This window comes from Pseudomonas palleroniana, from assembly GCF_022836895.1.
In the GTDB taxonomy this organism is placed as follows: Bacteria; Pseudomonadota; Gammaproteobacteria; order Pseudomonadales; family Pseudomonadaceae; genus Aquipseudomonas; species Aquipseudomonas palleroniana.
Map to the genome: position 1 here is coordinate 2,133,272 of NZ_CP092411.1, position 17,025 is coordinate 2,150,296.

18 protein-coding genes are annotated in these 17,025 nt (G+C 55.3%); 4 read left to right on the plus strand and 14 right to left on the minus strand.

The window, feature by feature from the left end; translation table 11 throughout:
• Window positions 1–34: 34 nt before the first annotated feature.
• The 8 genes from MJP36_RS09835 to MJP36_RS09870 form a co-directional block, all read right to left on the minus strand.
• The gene (locus MJP36_RS09835) at window positions 35–2,302 is read right to left on the minus strand and encodes an NACHT domain-containing protein (RefSeq protein ID WP_244385269.1); all 2,268 of its coding nucleotides are present in this window, start codon (window positions 2,300–2,302) and stop codon (window positions 35–37) included.
• Window position 2,303: 1 nt separating this feature from the next.
• Window positions 2,304–3,014, minus strand: coding sequence for an NYN domain-containing protein (locus MJP36_RS09840; RefSeq protein ID WP_244385270.1), 711 nt, complete (start codon window positions 3,012–3,014; stop codon window positions 2,304–2,306).
• Between the two features lie 656 nt (window positions 3,015–3,670).
• Window positions 3,671–3,886 (minus strand): hypothetical protein, encoded by a 216-nt coding sequence (locus tag MJP36_RS09845; protein ID WP_244385271.1) that lies wholly within the window; start codon window positions 3,884–3,886, stop codon window positions 3,671–3,673.
• A 657-nt stretch (window positions 3,887–4,543) separates the two neighbouring features.
• Window positions 4,544–4,798 carry a short-chain dehydrogenase gene (locus MJP36_RS09850; protein ID WP_425226333.1) on the minus strand — a complete coding sequence of 85 codons (255 nt, stop codon included), beginning with the start codon at window positions 4,796–4,798 and terminating at the stop codon, window positions 4,544–4,546.
• Between the two features lie 68 nt (window positions 4,799–4,866).
• Complete coding sequence (locus MJP36_RS09855; protein ID WP_244385272.1) at window positions 4,867–5,907, minus strand: DMT family transporter; 1,041 nt, start codon at window positions 5,905–5,907, stop codon at window positions 4,867–4,869.
• A gap of 79 nt (window positions 5,908–5,986) precedes the next feature.
• Window positions 5,987–6,322, minus strand: a complete 336-nt coding sequence (locus MJP36_RS09860) for a hypothetical protein (protein WP_060756254.1) — start codon at window positions 6,320–6,322, stop codon at window positions 5,987–5,989.
• A 166-nt stretch (window positions 6,323–6,488) separates the two neighbouring features.
• A complete protein-coding gene (locus MJP36_RS09865) occupies window positions 6,489–7,067 on the minus strand; it encodes a DUF4337 domain-containing protein (RefSeq protein WP_060756253.1) in 579 nt (192 codons plus the stop codon).
• Window positions 7,068–7,122: 55 nt separating this feature from the next.
• Entirely contained in the window at window positions 7,123–8,007 is an 885-nt protein-coding gene (locus MJP36_RS09870) for a LysR family transcriptional regulator (RefSeq protein WP_244385273.1), read from the minus strand.
• A 93-nt stretch (window positions 8,008–8,100) separates the two neighbouring features.
• On the opposite strand from MJP36_RS09870, the gene MJP36_RS09875 reads away from it, so the two are divergent.
• A complete protein-coding gene (locus tag MJP36_RS09875; RefSeq protein WP_244385274.1) occupies window positions 8,101–9,069 on the plus strand; it encodes an NAD-dependent epimerase/dehydratase family protein in 969 nt (322 codons plus the stop codon).
• A gap of 150 nt (window positions 9,070–9,219) precedes the next feature.
• Window positions 9,220–9,909 (plus strand): HAD-IA family hydrolase, encoded by a 690-nt coding sequence (locus tag MJP36_RS09880; RefSeq protein WP_090369251.1) that lies wholly within the window; start codon window positions 9,220–9,222, stop codon window positions 9,907–9,909.
• Window positions 9,910–10,074: 165 nt separating this feature from the next.
• Here MJP36_RS09880 and MJP36_RS09885 read toward each other — a convergent pair whose 3' ends face one another.
• The gene (locus MJP36_RS09885; RefSeq protein ID WP_244385275.1) at window positions 10,075–10,821 is read right to left on the minus strand and encodes a 3-oxoacyl-ACP reductase family protein; all 747 of its coding nucleotides are present in this window, start codon (window positions 10,819–10,821) and stop codon (window positions 10,075–10,077) included.
• Between the two features lie 126 nt (window positions 10,822–10,947).
• Between MJP36_RS09885 and MJP36_RS09890 the strand changes: the two genes are divergently transcribed.
• Complete coding sequence (locus MJP36_RS09890; protein ID WP_161549586.1) at window positions 10,948–11,871, plus strand: LysR family transcriptional regulator; 924 nt, start codon at window positions 10,948–10,950, stop codon at window positions 11,869–11,871.
• A gap of 131 nt (window positions 11,872–12,002) precedes the next feature.
• Here the strand turns inward: MJP36_RS09890 and MJP36_RS09895 are convergent, their stop codons facing one another.
• The 3 genes from MJP36_RS09895 to MJP36_RS09905 all read right to left on the minus strand — a co-directional run bounded on the left by MJP36_RS09895 (window position 12,003) and on the right by MJP36_RS09905 (window position 15,473).
• Window positions 12,003–12,725 (minus strand): aspartate/glutamate racemase family protein, encoded by a 723-nt coding sequence (locus MJP36_RS09895; RefSeq protein WP_060756248.1) that lies wholly within the window; start codon window positions 12,723–12,725, stop codon window positions 12,003–12,005.
• Window positions 12,726–12,738: 13 nt separating this feature from the next.
• Complete coding sequence (locus tag MJP36_RS09900) at window positions 12,739–14,268, minus strand: NCS1 family nucleobase:cation symporter-1 (protein WP_244385276.1); 1,530 nt, start codon at window positions 14,266–14,268, stop codon at window positions 12,739–12,741.
• Window positions 14,269–14,738: 470 nt separating this feature from the next.
• Window positions 14,739–15,473, minus strand: a complete 735-nt coding sequence (locus MJP36_RS09905; protein ID WP_090369257.1) for a phosphoadenylyl-sulfate reductase — start codon at window positions 15,471–15,473, stop codon at window positions 14,739–14,741.
• Between the two features lie 150 nt (window positions 15,474–15,623).
• Between MJP36_RS09905 and thrH the strand changes: the two genes are divergently transcribed.
• Complete coding sequence (gene thrH, locus MJP36_RS09910; RefSeq protein ID WP_244385277.1) at window positions 15,624–16,241, plus strand: bifunctional phosphoserine phosphatase/homoserine phosphotransferase ThrH; 618 nt, start codon at window positions 15,624–15,626, stop codon at window positions 16,239–16,241.
• Window positions 16,242–16,253: 12 nt separating this feature from the next.
• Here the strand turns inward: thrH and MJP36_RS09915 are convergent, their stop codons facing one another.
• Both MJP36_RS09915 and MJP36_RS09920 read right to left on the minus strand, forming a co-directional pair.
• Window positions 16,254–16,610 carry a helix-turn-helix domain-containing protein gene (locus tag MJP36_RS09915; protein WP_104994525.1) on the minus strand — a complete coding sequence of 119 codons (357 nt, stop codon included), beginning with the start codon at window positions 16,608–16,610 and terminating at the stop codon, window positions 16,254–16,256.
• Complete coding sequence (locus MJP36_RS09920; RefSeq protein WP_104994524.1) at window positions 16,610–16,912, minus strand: type II toxin-antitoxin system HigB family toxin; 303 nt, start codon at window positions 16,910–16,912, stop codon at window positions 16,610–16,612. The genes MJP36_RS09915 and MJP36_RS09920 overlap by 1 nt, the downstream gene beginning before the upstream one ends.
• Between the last annotated feature and the right edge of the window lie 113 nt (window positions 16,913–17,025).

Here is a 17,025-nt window from a genome sequence, read left to right on the forward strand (position 1 = left end):
GTTGGGTTGCTCAATAAGATTAACCTCTTAGATCTTAGAATGTCTCAAGGAATTTCTCATAAGAACCCCGAGCTTCAGCCAATTTTGTATTAAGTTGTTGCAGAGGTTTTCCAAGTTTGAAGCGACGCTGCTGGCCAGATCCTCGATTATCAATTTCGATTACAATACCTTTATCTAGAAGTTGAGGTAAGTTGCTATCAATAAATGATTGTCCGCGATCACCTAACTTAATTTTGATAACAGACTCGCTGATATGAGTGCTTCGCATAAAGTATCTAAGCAATTTTTCGATGTTTACTAAATTTTCCTCAATTTCTGGGGGGAGGTTATCAAGGCTGGCATCAACCGGTTGATCGAATGTAGTTCCAAGAGAAGTAAGGAAAACCTTGATAGCATTTGGTTCCCAAATTTCCAATCCTGTGACTTCAAGCTTCAATGAATCAATTGCGCAGTTGTCAAAGTGGTTATTGTCAAACACAGTTGTTGAATAAATTCTAATTTGACCGAAAGTGCAGTTGTCAAATGAGCAATTCCTTAAGGTCGTAAATGCATAGCTCCCTTGTGAGAAATGGCAATTCTTGAAGGCTACACCTGTGATTTTGCAATCGCGCAAACAGTCAATGCCAAAAACAATGTCCTCAAAGTGAGCATCATCAACATCAAGTTCGCTGAGAAGACGGGCAATAAGGTTGCCGCAGTTTTCTTTGGTGTAGGATGCCTGACCATCCAAAGTGCTGATTTTTGCAATAAAATTGGCAGTGTCTAAGCAAAGTGAATTAGTTTGGTTTTTGCGTTTCACCGCTCTGATAAAAGAAAGTTGAACGTGCTCAGGTAGTATTCCTCGCCGCAGAATGTCGAATGCTTCTACAGTTGCAGATTTGTCCATGGGCGCAATGGTAGCTGCTAATCCATCTCCAAGAAAAAACTGCCGGAATTCATCATGGTCGAATTCAACAGCTGTGGGAGTATCGTTTGAAGTAATTAGCAGCGCGTGCCCTCGAATTCTATCAATGACCTGCTGTGACTGAAGAGAGTTTTTTTTCTTACTATCGCAAAAGTACTCGGCAATCATTTCAAGATGGTCTTTTTTTAAATACTCCGTCCGCGATTCCCACATACCAATTGCAATTAAAGACAAAAGCTCGCAGTGTTCATCAACTGTTAGCAGGCTAGCTCCCATTTCTCCTGATCTATCGATCCATTTTTCCGTGGCTTCCCGCTCTATAATACCGCGAACAAACACTGAGAAAAAGTCAGACCCTGAGGATTGGATTCGTTCTATAAAGCTCTCAAGAGAGTCGCTAGTGCTAGCAATGTCCAGAAGCCGAGTGACCAATACTGGACGCGTCAAGAGTGAGTGTTCTGCTCCAAGTCTTTCGGAGACGCGATCATAGATATCCTCACCTGCTGAAATGCCCCTGTTTTTACAAAAGGCTAAAAACTGATCTCGGCTCCATCGATTAATCTCAATTTTTGAAAAGCCGACTGAGTAATTACTAATAGTGTCATAAAGTTTTTCTTGTGATCGCAAGTTTTCAAATTCGAAATAAGCTTTCCTTGCAGCAATAACTACTGCGCCTGTAGAGTCTAGTGCACTAACCAGTATCCCCATCGCGGAGAGAGCTTCGCCGGAACTGTTTTCAACAAACATTTCTTCGAATCCGTCGAAAGCTGGAACGATTACTCCCATTCTCACCAAAGCTAGAAATGAATTGTAGTAAAGGAATGGGAATCGATATTTATTTTGTAGTGCTCCGACTGTAATATCGTCGAATCTTAGAAAGTGTCTACCACCTAAGATAACCGGAACCAGCAACCAGTCTGATTTGCCAGAGGAGAAATTTTTAGCTTGTTCACGGGCTGCTTTATTGATGAGAGATGTCTTACCTTCGCCTGCGTCGCTTGTAAGATACATTACAGTAGTTTCAAATGGGGATCTATTGCTAAGATTTGTCAGCAATTCATCAAGGGCGTTACTAACCTCCTTTTTTTTGTCATCAGGGTTAGAGTTCAAGGAGGGTAAAATATTCGCTGTTGGCGCAACAAAATCATCTTGAACAGGTATTTGCTCATTAATTCTATTTGCCAGTAAAGGAAGATTTGCTAAGCGCGTAACTATCCACTTACTTGCGTGTATAAAACCTGCGCCCTCATCTACGTATATATCTCCGCTGCGGGATGTTATTGCCGCATCTATGATATCTCCGTTTATGGAAAACATTATTCTAGATCGGTCAAAAATTATTTCCGCGCCGGGATCTGCAAATGTTGAAATGATAGTTTTGAATGTGTCAATTTGCATTTCAAAGCCCTATTTCAATTAATTTTTTTCCACCTACCATTACAGGTGTGTGATCTATGCTCATCCGCGGATGAACTCTTATTACTTTCAGGCCGCGAAGCAAAAGTGTTCTAATCGGAGGGAGAAAGTCATCGTCGGCACTTATGATCATCAGGTAATCATAAAGGCGATTTGCGAGGTAAATTAAATCGCAAGTCAACATGGTGTCCACAAGTTTTTGTTCGTGTCGATACACTATGTTTTTGCTTTTGTTGTCGCACCCATCTGACGGGCATACTCCTTTTTCTAAAAGTTTTCTTGCCATAGGTAGTGGGCATGTGGGGACGGCGCAGCCTATATTGACCTGTTTCTCTACTCTTAAGTTATTAGGCTTGCCTTTCCTGCGGTAAGTATTGAAAAGTTGATGACTCGGCTCCTCGAGAAGGGAGTAAGCTAGTTCAACATTAACATTAAACTTGGAGGTGCCTCGGTCGCTCGGGATTTTTATCAGTTGTGGGAAATCTTTCTGAATGCTCGCGGAAATATCTTGGGATAAATTGCTTAAAGTTTCTCCTTCAAACCAACCGCCGTATAGACGTACTTCGCAAGTTCCAAAGTCGCTGCTTGTTATATCAGGTGATTTAAGTAGAGCATTAAAAATAATAGACGTTATGCCCGCCGTTTTTTGCAGCTTGCTGAGATTGTCATAGTCTATGCAAATGGCAATTTTCATTTTGGTTGCATGTCAATATGTAAGTTTTGTTTAGAGTACATAAAACATAGATGGTTAGTAGCCTGTGGCAAATGGCAGATGCTAAAACTCTTATTTTCTTCCAAGTATTTTAATGAGGGGTATTTTTTTTTCATTTCCTGCTGGCTTCCATGCAAAGTTTCAAGCTTTTATGCTAGCACGGCTATGAAAATGGAGTAATGGCAAATTAATCTCGAAGCGTGCAGATTGTGAGGCGCGTGCGGTAAACGGTGGTTGCGTAAAAAAATTCTATGTAAAACCACTTATCCCCCTCCCGCCGACGGGCTTTACCTGTGTTTTTTGTGCAAAGGTCAAAGGAGGTGCAATCGCCCCGGCAGACCAGGCCCGCTAAGGGCTCGCCGGTGTGAATAGCGATTTCACGAAATGCAAAGTTTTGCGAAAAAATGCAGTGTGCTTCCAAATTTTTGAGAAGCGATCATTCCCGGGGAGGGGAGAAAGCATCCCCGGATTCATTGATCGAAAAAGGAAAAAATCCAGGAATACAGGTATTTTCCTAGACGAGATAGATCTATTTCATCACCTTTCATGATGGCCATCGGTTTGGACGGAAAGCTGCTATAGGCCGCGAGACGTATGGGTTTCAGCGAAAGAAGGGCATTTCAAAACCTGTCTTGGGTCTATTTGGCTTCTTGACGTTTGAGCCGGGCCAACCCTTGCTTAATATGGCCTGCGTTCTCACCAATCCTCTCCAAGGCACCACGCACATTTTTGCCTGCCTCTACTGAGCCTTGTTCTTCGACGCTGAGCGTCAGCTCCATCAAGGCTGCTTCAAGGGCCAGCTGATTTTCATACATTCTCTCAAGCACATCTGAGAGCGAATATTCATGTTCCATATGAGGCTCCAGTCGTAAGCCCACAGACTAGACCCCAGCGGGAAGACTTGCCCAACGGATGGCTATTTTGGAACCAGGGCCGGGAAAAAGGTAATTTTGGTTAGGAAGGGTATTAGGTTCGCTGTAGCCCACGTATTCCTTAGGCTGAGCGCATTACCTGGAGGGGTAATATTTGGTAATGGCAAAGGTAATATTCGGCCAAGTGCCCGGTTTTGTTGGGGATGAAGAGGATTAGGAATTACTTGATGAAAAGGTAATGACCTAACCTATAAATTACCAAATTATTACCTTTCTAAATATCCTTCAAACTATTGAAATTAAAGGGTTTCATTATGATTTTTTGAGCGTATTACCAATATTACCTTTTTCCCGTGCCTCAACATAAACCGGCCAAGATGCCGTTTTTACCCCTCTCAACCCCGTTCGCACTAAGTTGGTGCAAAACTCATGGGACCGCCATGGGACTGAGAAGGACGATTTTTTGAAGTGCCATCGCCTCTGCAGCCCTTTAAATCCGTACACTTACCTTTTGATAGTGTGGTTGCGGGTAGTTTCGAATCTCTCCTTCACCGCCAAATTCGATGTAAACAAAACCCCTGGTTTCGAAAGAAACCAGGGGTTTTGTGCTTTCTGGGCTTGGAAATTTCCCGTTCTAGATCACGTACACGGCATGTCCAGCCGACGCCCAATGACATCCAGCAGATCGCAACCATCGCGTAGTGGAATTGAGCAGAGCAGGGCAAAATCACTGAGCACGACGGCATCACTGCTTATTTCGCAGCAGAGTGCGAGATTCTCAAGGACCTGGGGCACGGCGCGAAGTCGATAGGTCGCGGCGTCTAGCAGTATTTCCAGAGGCGATTGGCGTGCAAAGGCTGGGAGTACGAGCGTAAAGCTCACAACGGCGACCACGCTTGAACGAACGCTGCTTTTAGGGCCGCTCTGAGCGGCCTAGATACATTCCCTGAATACGCCACTCCTCAATGCCTATGCCGATGATGCACGTCCGGAAAATGCGCATGGCTATGCTTCATCGCACTGTGCACATGCACGTGGCTATGCGGCACCGCCGGGTCCCATTCAAAGTCATGGTCATGCTGGTGATGCTCATCATGCACATGGCGATGCCCGTGTTCCGTCGCTTCATGCAGATGCTCATGGGCATGTCGCTCTGTCAGGTGCAGCCACACGCCGATAGCCATTAACGCCGACGCTATCCAGAACGCGACGGTGACCGACTCGTCCATCACCCATAAGGCAACCGCAGCCCCGAGGAAGGGCGCTGTCGAAAAGTAGGCGCCGGTGCGGGCGCTACCTAGCCCGCGGAGTGCCAGTACGAACAGGACCAGGCTGATGCCATAGCCGAGAAACCCGACCAGCAACACGGGCGCAAGTTGCACGGCGCTCGGGAGCTGCGCGCCGAGATAAAGCGCCAAGCTGCAATTCACCCATCCGGCAATCAAACCCTTGGCGCCTGCGATAAACAGGGCGTCAGATGCGGATACCTTGCGCGTCAGGTTGTTGTCGATCCCCCAGCACAGGCAGGCCAGCGCAACGGCAAACGGTCCCGTCCAGTCCTGGCTGGTAGCGCCGCCGTCGGACCAGGACAGCACTACGCCGCCCAGCACAATGGCGAGCATACCGAGCACGATACGGCGGTCGGCGTTTTCCCTGAACACCAGCCAGGCGATCACCGCGGTCAGCACCGACTCGAGGTTGAGCATCAATGAAGCCGTGGCCCCGGCGGTGCGGGTCAGGCCGAACATCAGGGCGACGGGCCCGAGGATGCCGCCGAAGACGATGGCGCCGAGCAGCCAGGGCCATTCCGAGGGGGCCAATCCGCTAGGTTTCCAGCCGCGATCACGTATGCAGCGCACACCGGCCAGACCGATACCGCTGCCAAGGTAGAGCAGGCCGGCGAGGAGTATGGGCGAGAGGCCAAGGCCCAGGCTTTTGGCAAGTGGGGTGCTGGCGCCGAACAGGGCGGCGGCCGCGAGGGCGTAAAGGATACTGAGGTTCATGGGCCATCCTCGAAGGTATGGCCCATGATACGTCGCGCACGGGCCTGAGCCCTGGCGATTTTGACTATTTCACAATCATTTATTGCGCAGTTTTCAGCTTGACCACATCACCCGAGATCTTGGTGGTGTAACCGCTGAGCACCCAGGCCCAGAACCAGTTTTCTTGCACTTGGGTGTTGATCAGTGCATCGCCGCCTTTGGCCTTGATGGCCGCGTCCTGCGCGCGCACGAAACGGCTGTTCTGGCCGATCGGGATCAAGCCGAACAGCATGATGCCGGTGGCGCTGGCTTCACTGTGACCCAAAACGGTGTATTGGCTGCTGTCGTAATGCGGGGATTTGATCGCGGTACCGGTGCAACCTGCAAGGGTGAAACCCAGAACTGCTGCTGCAACCACTTTACTGACGTACTTCACTGAATAACTCCATGAACTCAAGCCCGGGATCCAATTTCCCGGGGCGCGACACTCTAATCGCTCAGCTGGCAGATTGAAATCCGCCAGCCAAAGGTTTCACTTTCATACCCGCACTTACGCCCAGGCTGACAGGCGCGGATACCCGCGCATCGGGACGTGCTTGGCGTCAGATATGCAACCACGCCAGGCTGCCCAGCACCACCGCCACACCCGCCGCCGCATAGGACATGCGCTTCAACCATTCTCGCCGCGTGAGCAAGGTAATCGCCGCCAACGAAATCGCGATCTGAATCGCCGTCATCGCCTGGGCCCAGCGGTGATGCTGGTGCAGTGCCTCTTCGGATTTCTGATCCCACTCTCGGGAGGTGGCCTCCAGTTTTTCGGCTTGTTTGCGCACTTCTTCCTTCTGGCTTTTGTAGCGCTGCACTTCGTCGTTGTAGTGCGCCGCGTCGACGCCGGGGATGTGTGCGGCGAGTTCGGCGAGGTTTTGCCGGCTGGATTTGGCCTGGTAGTAATTCCACTGGTTGGCGGCTTCGGTCTTGATGATGGCGGCGTTGTTCTTGTCCATTGCCGCTTCGCTTTCGGTGGAGCCGGCCTGGTAGCTGAGCATGGCGCCGAGGGTGGCCATCAGCGCGGTCATCACGGCAATGCGGCTGGCGAAATTGTCACCGCGGCCGTGGGCATGTTCGGTGGTGTGTTCGATGTGTTTTTCGTGGGGGCTGGGGACTTCGAAGGCTTCGGACATGGGGGCTTCTGCACACGGAATGTGGGAAGCCTGATTCTTTACCAGTGAAGCTGTCTCAACGCTGTACGTAACGCTGCAAACCGGCCACCAATGCATCAAACATCACCCGACAGCGTGGGCTGTTGCGCAGGTCCTCGTGCATGGTCACCCAGGTGTCCAGTTTGAGCGCGAAAAACTGCGGCAGCACTCGCTGCAGGCGTGGGTCGCGCTTGGCCAGTTGCACTTGGCAGCCACCGATGCCGGCACCGGCGCGGATCAGTGCCAGTTGTGCCAGGTCGCTGTCGCTGCAGAGGGCGAAGGCGCTGCGTTCGAAGCCCTTGATGGCCAGGCTGCGGATGAAGGCGTTTTCCTGGTCGAAGCCGATCACCGAATGGTTGGCCAAGTCTTGCATGTGCAGGGGCACGCCCCGTTGTTGCAGGTAATCATCACGGGCGTGCAGGCCGACTTCGATCAGGCCTACGCGCCGCGCCAGCAGTTGTTCCTGGCTGGGCCGGACCATGCGCACGGCGATATCGGCTTCCAGTTGCAGCAGGTCGCTGAGGCGGTTGGTCAGCACCAGTTCGACCCGCAGGTGCGGATGTTCACGGCGTAATTGAGTGATAATCGGTGGCAGCAATTCCACGCCGACGACTTCACTCGCGGAAACCCGCACCACACCGCGCACCTCGTCACCGTGGGAGGAGGCGGCGCGCTCGAGGGCGGCGGCGGTGCGTTCCATGGTTTCAGCGTGGGCGCGCAAGGTATGCGCCACCGCCGTCGGCAGCAGCCCTGTCGGTGAACGTGTGAACAGCACCACGTCCAACGCCGTTTCCAGCGCAGCGATATGCCGGCCCACCGTAGGCTGCGTGATGCCGAGCAGCCGCGCGGCCCCCGACAACGATCCTTCCTTGAGTACACCCAGGAACGACCGGTAAAGCTCCCAACCAATATTCGATGCCATGCATAAATGTATAGCGACTGGTGGGGCTTAGGCAATTCCTCTATAGCCGGGTCCGGAACAGAATGCGCTCACCAACCAACGTGGGAGAGTGTGATGAGCAAGGTTCTGGTATTGGGTGCAACCGGTGGCATTGGTGGCGAGGTCGCGCAGCAACTGGCAGCGGCGGGTTGGGACGTGCTTGCGTTGACCCGGGATGTCGACAAAGCGCGCCGGCGAAACCCTGGCCTCACCTGGCTCAAGGGCGACGCACTCGATCGGCAGCAAGTACTGGCGGCAGCGCGTGGTTGCGAGGTGATCGTCCATGCGGTCAACCCGCCGGGCTATCGCAATTGGGCCGGACTGGTACTGCCGATGATCGACAACACCATTGCGGCGGCGGTTGCCGAGGGCGCGACTATCGTGTTGCCGGGCACGGTGTATAACTTCGGGCCGGATGCGTTTGCGCTGCCGCATGAGGATGCGCCCCAGCACCCGCAGACGCGCAAAGGGGCGATCCGTGTGCAACTGGAGCAACGCTTGCTCGACGCCTCCCGCCAGGGCGCGCGGGTCTTGATCGTACGCGCCGGGGATTTTTTCGGCGCCCGTGCGTCCAATAACTGGTTTTCCATGGGGCTGATCAAGCCTGGAAAACCGGTCGCCAAAGTGAGTTATCCGGGCGCGCGTGGCGTGCTGCATCAGTGGGCCTATTTGCCGGACGTGGCGCGCACGATGGTCGAGTTGCTTGAGCGCCGTGCCACCCTTGCGGCGTTCGCCCGTTTTCACATGGAGGGCTTCGTCGATGCCGATGGCACACAGATGAGCGAGGCCATCCAGCGCGTGGTTTTGCGCAGGACGGGTCAGCAACCTCGCGTAGGCCGGTTCCCTTGGTGGCTGTTGAGGTTGGCGGCGCCCTTTGTCGTCACTTTCCGCGAGATGCAGGAGATGCGTTACCTCTGGCGCACCCCATTGCGCATGGGCAACGAACGCCTGGTCGCGGTGTTGGGCAGGGAACCTCATACGCCGCTGGACCAGGCGGTGGAGGCCACATTGGACGGTTTGGGCTGCCTGTCTGAGCCCGCCTGATCAAGCGCATCTACACCGCGAGGTTGAACAGCTCCACTGCCGTTCCCTGCGCCGTTGCAGTGCGGGCGGTCATGGCAAAGGGTTGCCTGCCGACAAGCGTGGCCGTTATTGTGCTGAATCCTTTTAGTCCTTCCTCCAGGTTCTGTTGTGATGAATGCACCGCTTAGCGCTGTCGGTCCGATCAAGGCCGTGATATTCGATATGGACGGGTTGTTGCTGGACACTGAGGGCATCTACACCGAAGTGACGCAGATCATCGCCGAACGCTACGGCCGTACCTATGACTGGGGCATCAAGCAGCACATCATTGGCCGCGGCGCCCAGGACCTGGCCGATTATGTGGTCAAGGCGCTGGACCTGCCGATCACACCGGCGCAGTTCCTGACCATCCGTGAACCGCTGATGAGCGAGCGTTTCCCCAAAGCTTTGGGCATGCCCGGTGCCGAAGCGCTGGTGCGGCATTTGAAAGCGCACCATATTCCGATTGCCGTGGGCACCAGTTCGTCGCGTAATTCGTTTGGCCACAAGACCACGCTGCACCGCGAGTGGTTTGCTCTGTTCGACACCATCGTCACGGCCGATGACCCGGAAGTCGGCGCCGCCAAACCGGCCCCCGACATCTTCCTCACCGCCGCCCGCCGCCTGGGCGTCGCGCCCGAGGATTGCCTGGTATTCGAAGATTCGCCGTTCGGCGTTACCGCCGCGAAAGCCGCACATATGACCGCCATCGCCGTGCCGGATGAAGCCATGGCTGACAGCAAGTACCAGCATGCTGACCAGATCATTCGCAAACTTGCAGACTTCGATCTCGCCGCCTATGGCCTACCGCCGATGTCCTGAACAAACACGATCAAATAGTGTGAGAGGGGGCATGCCCTGATGCCAGTCAGTTAAGGATTAACGCGGTCATTGTGGGAGGGGGCTTGCTCCCGATGGCGGTGGTTCAGTCACCAGATACAGTGACTGACACATCGCCATCGGGAGCAAGCCCCCTCCCACAGTGGTTTAAGCGCTGAAACCACCATCGATAGTCAGACTGGCGCCTGTGATATAGCCGGCTTCCGGCCCCGCAAGATAAGCGACGAAGCTGGCAATCTCTTCCACATGCCCATACCGACCCACCGCCATCAACCCAATCAAACTATCTGCAAAATCACTGTTCGCCGGGTTCATGTCGGTGTCCACCGGCCCAGGCTGCACGTTGTTCACGGTGATGCCACGCGGCCCTAGGTCCCGTGCCAGCCCTTTGGTCAGCCCCACCAGCGCGGATTTGCTCATGGCATACGGCCCGCCACCGCCAAACGGCATGCGCTCGGCGTTGGTGCTGCCGATGTTGATCACGCGGCCACCGTCTTTCATGTGTTTGGCGGCTGCCTGAGTGGCGATAAACACGCTGCGCACGTTGATCGCCAGGGTCTGGTCGAAATCTTCCAGCTTGAACTCTTCCAGCGGCCCGATGGCCAGCACACCGGCGTTGTTCACCAGGATGTCCAGGCCGCCGAACGCTGCGACGGTGGTGTCGACCGCCTGGCGTATCGCCGTGGCATCGGCGCTGTCGGCATGAATCGCCAAGGCTTTGCCGCCTTCGCTGATCACGCTGTTTTGCAATGCTTGCGCCTTGTCGGCCGAGCTGACGTAGGTAAAGGCAACGGCTGCACCTTGCGCGGCGAGGCGCTTGACGATGGCGGCGCCGATGCCGCGGGAACCGCCTTGGATCAAGGCAACTTTGCCGCTGAGGTTTTGTGCGGTCATGTCGATCTCCGAGCTGTTCAAGGCGGAATGCCTTGTGGTTGGAAGCGAGTATCGGCCTGGGCCATCGCGCCCGGTAGACCGTGATTGCTATAGTCTGTGTAAACCAAAAGTTTAGAGTGGGGCGATATGGAGAGCTTTGGCGGTATCGAATGCTTTGTGCGCAGCGCTGAAGGCGGCAGTTTTGCCGAAGCCGCCCGGCACCTGAGCCTGACCCCGGCGGCGGTGGGCAAAAGTGTTGCCAAGCTGGAAGCGCGCCTGGGGGTGCGCTTGTTCCAGCGCAGCACCCGGCGCCTGACCTTGACCGAAGCCGGCCAGCTGTTTCTCGAAGAAGTCGGCGCCAGCCTCACCACCATTCAAAATGCCGTGGCCAACCTGGCCAGTGCGCAGGGGCGCCCGGTGGGCACGCTCAAGGTCAGCATGGGCACGGTGTTCGGTAATCGGTACGTGGTGCCGTTGCTGGGCAAGTTCATGCAGCGCTTTCCGGATATCAGGCCGGACTGGCATTTTGATAACCGCCAAGTCGATTTGATCGGCCAGGGTTTTGACGCGGCGATCGGCGGTGGATTCGAATTGCCCCAAGGGGTGGTTGCACGCAAGCTCACGCCGGCCCATCGGGTGTTGGTGGCGGCGCCGGCCTACCTCGCACAGTGCCCGCCCGTTTTGCATCCCGAAGATCTGGCGAGCTGCAGCGGCATCTTGATCCGTTCGCCGCAGACAGGCCGCGTGCGCTCCTGGCAACTCACCAGTCGGGAGCGCGAGCACCGCCCGCTGGTGCTCAAGCCGGGCATGACCATGAGCGACTCCGAGGCGGCGTGCTGCGCCAGTGCCCAGGGTTTAGGCATTGCGTTGGTGAGCATGCCGATGGCAGTGCCGTTCCTCGACAGCGGTGAGGTGGTGCGGGTACTGCCTGATTGGTACGTCGACGACGGCAACATTTCACTCTATTACGCCGAACACAAACTGCTGCCCGGCAAGACCCGGGTATTTGTGGATTTCATCATCGAGCAGTTTGCCGAGCAGGGGCTGGGGCAGAGGTTCAGCGCAGTTTGAATGTGAGGCTTGTTCCCGGTGGACTGCGCAGCAGGCCCAGCCCTTTCAAACCCAAAGCAGGGGCCGCTGCGCGGCCCATGGGGAGCAAGCCCCCTCCCACAGTGACAGCGTTAAGCCTCCACTGACGGGCATCAGGACCGGCCCGGCCAGCCAATCACTTTCTTCGGCCGTGGCGTTGCGTAGGTGCGGATCTTCGACGTCGACAACCCCAGTCGCACCAGCGACTCGGCAATGGTCACCGCCGCTGTCACGCCATCCACCACCGGTACGCCCGTGCGCCGGCGGATCTGTTCGTCCAGCCCGGCCATGCCGCCGCAACCCAGGCAGATCACCTCGGCCTTGTCCTCACTGATGGCCAGTTCCGATTGACGCACGATGGCCTCCATCGCGGCCAACGGGTTTTCTTCCAGCTCCAATACCGCCATGCCACTGGCTCGCACTGAGGCGCAACGCTGGTACAAGCCTGCGAGTTTCAGGCGGTCTTCGATCAGCGGTACGGTGCGGTCCAGGGTGGTTACCACTGAATAGGCGTGGCCCAGGAACATCGCAGTGCTGGCGGCCGCTTCGGTGATGTCCACCACCGGCACATTCAGCAACTCCTGCAAGCCTTCACGGCCGTGCTCGCCGTAACCGGCCTGAATCACTGCGTCGAACGGCTGGTCATAGGCCATCACTCGATCCATCACGGCAATGGCCGCCAGGTAACTTTCAAAATTGCCTTCTACCGATTCTGCGCCGAAGTAGGGGGTGAGCCCGACGATCTCGGTGCCGGGCGAAGCCACGGCCCGCGCCTGTTGGGCGATGGTGTCGGTGATGGATTCGGTGGTGTTGACGTTGACCACGAGGATACGCATGGAGTGTCCTTGATTAGTGACTGACGTTATCGACTGCAATGCTTTCGCCGCTGACATCGGCGTAGAACGCTTGGCGCTTGGCGATCAACCGGTACAGCAACCCTGCAATACCGGCGCCAAACAACCAGGAAAACGGCGCGACACCGGCAAAACCAGGCAACAGCGCCAGCAGAATCGCGATCACCGCCGCAGGCACAAACGCCGCCACTGCGCGCAAATTGATCCCGTGGCTGTAGTAATAAGCACCGTTGGGATCTTCGCTGTACAGCTGCAGCACATCCACCCGGCTTTTACGGATCAGCCAGTAATCGACCATGATCACTCCGTACAACGGCCCCAGCAGCGCACCCAGGCCGGAGAGGAAATACACGATCACCAGCGGGCTGTTGTAGAGGTTCCACGGCAGGATCAGCACCGCCACGGTGGCGCTGATCAACCCGGCGCGACGGAAGTTCAGGTACTTGGGCGCCAGGTTGCTCAGCACGAAGGCCGGTGCCACGAAGTTGGCCATGATGTTCACCGCCACAGTGACGATCAGGAAGGCCAGGCAGCCCAGCACCAGGAAGAAGGTATTGGGGATGGCGGCGATGATTTCGGTAGGGCTTTCGATCACGCGGCCATTGAGTTGGAATTGGCCGCCGCACAGCAGCACGGTGATCGCCGCGAATACCAGGATGTTCACCGGCAAGCCCCAGAAGTTGCCCACCAGGATGGTCTTGCGGCACGGTGAAGAGCGGGCGAAGTCGCAGAAGTTAAGGATCAGCGTGCCATAGATGGACAGCCACAACGCGCCGCCGGCAAAGATATTGCGCCACATCTCGCCGCCGCTCAGCGGCTCGCGGATCGACCAGGCGATATCACCTGCGGTTTGGAAATACATCCAACCGGCCAATGAGGCCACGGTCACCAGGATCACCGGCCCGGCGAAGGCTTCGTAGCGACGCACCATTTCCATGCCGTACGCCAGGATCGCCAACTGCACGAACCAGATCGTCACGAAACACACCCAGCCCAGGGTGGACAGGCCGAGGATCGAGTTGTGGTCATAGTCGGCAAAGCCTGGATGAATCGCCGATAGCAACACGCGGAAAACCACCGACGCCAGGTAGGTCTGGATACCAAACCAGGCAATTGCAATGACCGCGCGAATCAACGCGGGAATCTGTGCGCCATGAATACCGAAGCTGATACGGCTGATCACCGGAAACGGCACACCGGTCTTCTGCCCCATAAACCCCGACAAGTTCATGAAGAAGTACACCAGTGCCGCGCCGATACCCAGGGATAACAGGATCTGCCAGCCGCCGAGCCCCAGCGCATACAGGCCGATGGCAAATGAATAGTTGGCGATGTTGTGCACATCGTTGGTCCACAGCGCAAAAATGCTGTAGCGCCCCCAGCGCCGGCCTTCGCGCTTGGTGGGTGCCAGGTCTTTGTTGTGCAGGCGCGGGCTGAGCACCAGGGGGCCAGGGCTTGTAGCCTCGGGGGTCAGGGCGGAGGAGGGCAGATCCAGTGCGATGTTATTCGAAAGACTTGTACGCATTCCGGCAGGCTCCAGCGCATCTGCGATCGAGCCGCGGATGGCAAAGTGTATGTATGATTTGTATTTATTGTATACAAAACCTATTTCACCTTAAGCCACATGCGTGCCAGTTTTCGATCTATTAAACGGCTGTCTAATTTCGTTTTTATAAGGATTTTTGATAACTAACTGAATTTTAATAGATATAAATTGACCATTTGAACAGGTATTTATTTTTGCAGGCAGCGCGAAGCTGATTCCGAGCAAAATAATGCAAGGGCGCGGGTGTTACGTTTTGGTGCTGTGACGAAAAAGATGCACACATAAATGGCACCGATCGTTACATCTATGTGTACATTTTCATGGGTAACACAAAACAAATGTGGGAGGGGGGCTTGCTCCCGATAGCGATGTGTCAGTAACCAGTAATCTGGCTGAACCACCGCTATCGGGAGCAAGCCCCCTCCCACAGTCTTTTTACAGCCTCAGCTTCATGCCTTGCTGATGATATTCCCCGCATGCAGCCCGCATTCCTTCTGGGTTGCCTCCTCCCACCACCAGCGGCCTTCGCGCTCATGTTGGTTAGGCAGTACGGGGCGGGTGCAGGGCTCGCAGCCGATGCTGATGAAACCGCGCTCATGCAGGCTGTTGTACGGCAGCTCCAGCATGCGGATGTAACCCCAGACCTCCTCGCTGGTCATCTGCGCCAGCGGGTTGAACTTGTACAGGGTGCGCTCCGGTGTGGAAAACGCGCTATCGATTTCCAGCGCCGCCACCTGGCTGCGGGTGCCGGGGCTCTGGTCGCGACGCTGGCCGGTGGCCCAGGCGCTCACGCCGGCGAGTTTACGGCGCAGCGGCTCGATCTTGCGCACGCCGCAGCATTCGCCATGGCCGTCCTTGTAGAAGCTGAACAGGCCCTTTTCCTTGACGAAAGGTTCCAGCTTGCTCTGATCGGGCGAAATCAATTCGATGTCGATCTTGTAGAACTCGCGCACCTGCTCGATGAACCGGTAGGTCTCCGGGTGCAGGCGGCCGGTGTCGAGGCTGAAGACCTTGACGTTCTTGTTCAGCTTCCAAGCCATATCGACCAGCACCACATCCTCGGCACCGCTGAAGGAAATCCACAGGTCATCGCCGAACTGGCTGAATGCCAGCTTGAGAATATCCTGGGCGGATTTGTTGGCATAAGTCGCGGCGAGTTCGGCGACGTCGAAGGCTTGGTTCATCAGGACGGTTCCTACAGGTCAGTGGCGCTGAGCGCTCTATAGGGGAGTGATGGTATCAAATCCACCCTGCGTTGCGGCGACGGGCTTGAATCGCTAGAGTTCGGCAGTCCTTGTACTCGCTCAACTTATAACAACCAATGGGAGTGTCTTGTGGAAATTGCCTGTCTTGACCTGGAAGGGGTGCTGGTTCCGGAAATCTGGATCGCCTTCGCCGAAAAAACCGGTATTGAATCCCTGCGGGCCACCACCCGCGACATTCCCGACTACGACGTGCTGATGCAGCAACGCCTGCGGATCCTCGACGAACACGGGCTCAAGCTCGCCGACATCCAGGCAGTGATCGCCACGCTCAAGCCCCTGGACGGCGCCATCGAGTTCGTCAACTGGCTGCGTGAGCGTTTCCAGGTGGTGATCCTGTCAGACACTTTCTACGAATTCTCCCAGCCGCTGATGCGCCAACTGGGGTTCCCGACCTTGCTGTGCCACCGCCTGATCACTGATGAAAATGACCGGGTAGTGAGCTACCAACTGCGCCAGAAAGACCCCAAGCGCCAGTCGGTACTGGCCTTCAAAAGCTTGTACTACCGCGTGATTGCCGCAGGTGACTCCTACAACGACACCAGCATGCTGGGCGAAGCGGACCGTGGGATTCTATTCCATGCGCCGCAAAACGTGATTCGTGAGTTCCCGCTGTTCCCGGCGGTGCATACGTTTGAGGATTTGAAGAAAGAATTTATCAAGGCGTCGAATCGGGCGTTGAGCCTGTAACGACACCCTCGATCAGGCGTCTGCCAGCAAACTCTCATAGGGAATGCGCAAGCCTTCATGCAGGCGTTTGATCATTGACAGGCTGAGCTTACGCTTGTGGTTCAGCACCTCAGACACCCGCCCACTGGTGCCGATAAAGGGCTCCAGGTCGCGGGCGGTCATGCCAAGTTGTTCCATGCGAAACCTGATGGCCTCCACTGGGTTGGAAGGCGGCATGGGATAATGTTCTGCCTCGTATTTTTCGACGAGTATTGCGAGGATTTCCAGCTCGTCTCCCGCCGGTGAGCCGTTTTCAGCTCCCCAGAGTTGTTCAATACGCGTAAGCGCAGCGGTCAGGTCTTCCTGAGAATGAATAGGTTTGATGTTCATCACACGGTCTCCGCGTTGATCTGGTCGTACTGCGCGTGGGTTCCTACGAAACGTATGAACCCCAGCTGACGCTGATAATCGATCGCCATGATCACTCGATACTTGTTGCCGCCCACGTTGAAAACAACCCTACCACCTTTGAGAATACTCGCTGTTCTGAGCTCTGCTTTGAGTGCTTGGGGTGTCGGGTAAATGGCCTTCTCCATATGACGAAACAGTTCGACCAGTGGCGTTTTGGCATCGTTATACGCTGGGTGGCTTTCCCAGAATACCCGTAAGGTTGATAGAGCGATTATCCGCATCGCTGACACCTCCCAGTTTGGGAGATGATAGGTGGGGTCAGGTTGGGATGCAATCTCGGAAATGATTTCTGGCGAGTGTTTAATCGCTTCATGTGATCCTTCACAGACGGCGG

Coding starts and splice junctions, on each gene's coding strand:
- MJP36_RS09835 (WP_244385269.1), bottom strand. CDS start 2,302: ATGCAAATTGACACATTCAAAACTATCATTTCAACATTTGCAGATCCC.
- MJP36_RS09840 (WP_244385270.1), bottom strand. CDS start 3,014: ATGAAAATTGCCATTTGCATAGACTATGACAATCTCAGCAAGCTGCAA.
- MJP36_RS09845 (WP_244385271.1), bottom strand. CDS start 3,886: ATGGAACATGAATATTCGCTCTCAGATGTGCTTGAGAGAATGTATGAA.
- MJP36_RS09855 (WP_244385272.1), bottom strand. CDS start 5,907: ATGAACCTCAGTATCCTTTACGCCCTCGCGGCCGCCGCCCTGTTCGGC.
- MJP36_RS09865 (WP_060756253.1), bottom strand. CDS start 7,067: ATGTCCGAAGCCTTCGAAGTCCCCAGCCCCCACGAAAAACACATCGAA.
- MJP36_RS09870 (WP_244385273.1), bottom strand. CDS start 8,007: ATGGCATCGAATATTGGTTGGGAGCTTTACCGGTCGTTCCTGGGTGTA.
- MJP36_RS09875 (WP_244385274.1), top strand. CDS start 8,101: ATGAGCAAGGTTCTGGTATTGGGTGCAACCGGTGGCATTGGTGGCGAG.
- MJP36_RS09880 (WP_090369251.1), top strand. CDS start 9,220: ATGAATGCACCGCTTAGCGCTGTCGGTCCGATCAAGGCCGTGATATTC.
- MJP36_RS09885 (WP_244385275.1), bottom strand. CDS start 10,821: ATGACCGCACAAAACCTCAGCGGCAAAGTTGCCTTGATCCAAGGCGGT.
- MJP36_RS09890 (WP_161549586.1), top strand. CDS start 10,948: ATGGAGAGCTTTGGCGGTATCGAATGCTTTGTGCGCAGCGCTGAAGGC.
- MJP36_RS09895 (WP_060756248.1), bottom strand. CDS start 12,725: ATGCGTATCCTCGTGGTCAACGTCAACACCACCGAATCCATCACCGAC.
- MJP36_RS09900 (WP_244385276.1), bottom strand. CDS start 14,268: ATGCGTACAAGTCTTTCGAATAACATCGCACTGGATCTGCCCTCCTCC.
- MJP36_RS09905 (WP_090369257.1), bottom strand. CDS start 15,473: ATGAACCAAGCCTTCGACGTCGCCGAACTCGCCGCGACTTATGCCAAC.
- MJP36_RS09915 (WP_104994525.1), bottom strand. CDS start 16,610: ATGAACATCAAACCTATTCATTCTCAGGAAGACCTGACCGCTGCGCTT.
- MJP36_RS09920 (WP_104994524.1), bottom strand. CDS start 16,912: ATGCGGATAATCGCTCTATCAACCTTACGGGTATTCTGGGAAAGCCAC.